Raw genomic sequence first — 1,092 nt, forward strand, 5'->3', positions numbered from 1 at the left:
GTGACGGCGTCACCGAGCACCTCGCCGATGAACCAGAAGAGGTTCTCGTAGACGATCGGGTACTGCTCCTCGACGATGCCGGGGGCGGTGTGCTTGTGGGCGATGCGGGACAGGACGGCCTCGGGCAGGGTGCCCGGGTTCTCGAGCAGGTGCACCGCGAACTTCACGATCGAGCCGGCGAGGGCCTGGGCCTGCTCGCCGTTGCGCTGGTTGGCGCGGGAGAAGACGCCGTCGAGGAGCTCGGGGTGGGCCTCGAACATGTGGGCGTAGAACAGGGGCGTGATCTCCGGCATGTGCTCGGCGACGACGGCGGCGGTGGCCTCGATGACGGGGCGGGACTTCTCGGACAGCACGGGGGTCTCCGTCTCCTCGGTGGGGAATCTTGCGCTGATTTTGCCAGATTACACCCGGCCGTCGCCGTCGGGAACTCGCCCCCCGGCCCGTTCCGTCAGTGCGCCACGGGGATCTCCGGCAGGCCCAGCAGCACGGGCCCGCCGACAGGCCCAGCGCTCACCAGATCCCGGATCCGCACGGTGTCGAGCTCGGCGAGGAAGGCCTCGCGTGCGCGGTGCAGGGCGCCGCGCAGGCGGCAGTCGCCGGCGTAGGGGCACGCCACCCCGGAGTCGCGCCCGGCGCAGTCGATCACCTCGTCGCGGCTGCTCAGCGAGCGCACGAGCTCGCCCACACGCTGGTCCAGACCGGCCGCGGCGATCATGGCCCCGCCGTGCCGACCGCGCAGCACCTCGATGGTCCCGCGGCGACGCAGCTCGGCGACCGCCTTGATCACGTGGTTGTAGGGCACCTGGATCCGGTCCGCGATCTGCTGGCTGGTGAGCCGTTCCCCCTCGGCCGCCGCGAGCGTCATCAGCACGCGCAGGCAGACGTCGGTGTAGGTGCTCAGCTTCATTCCTCCATCATCCCACCGGTGCACGGCGCCGCCGCGCCTGCGGTGTCCGGGCCGGTTGGCATACTGACGCCATGGACGCCACCTCGCACCCCGACGCCGCCCCCCGCCTCCCCGAGACCTCCGCGCCGGGGGGCGACGCCGCGCTGCACGAGGAGGCCCTGGCCGTCCGGCGTCGGCTCGTGGAC

2 protein-coding genes are annotated in these 1,092 nt (G+C 72.2%); both read right to left on the minus strand.

Annotated elements, in window-relative coordinates:
- The coding region (locus ACFWJO_RS40675) for a globin domain-containing protein (RefSeq protein ID WP_386873425.1) at positions 1 to 353 on the minus strand (353 nt) is incomplete at its 3' end.
- 95 nt (positions 354 to 448) lie between these two features.
- Positions 449 to 907 carry an Rrf2 family transcriptional regulator gene (locus ACFWJO_RS40680; protein ID WP_102708783.1) on the minus strand — a complete coding sequence of 153 codons (459 nt, stop codon included), beginning with the start codon at positions 905 to 907 and terminating at the stop codon, positions 449 to 451.
- Positions 908 to 1,092 lie beyond the last annotated feature (185 nt).

The organism is Streptomyces sp. NPDC127092, from assembly GCF_042722475.1.
GTDB lineage: Bacteria > Actinomycetota > Actinomycetes > Streptomycetales > Streptomycetaceae > Streptomyces.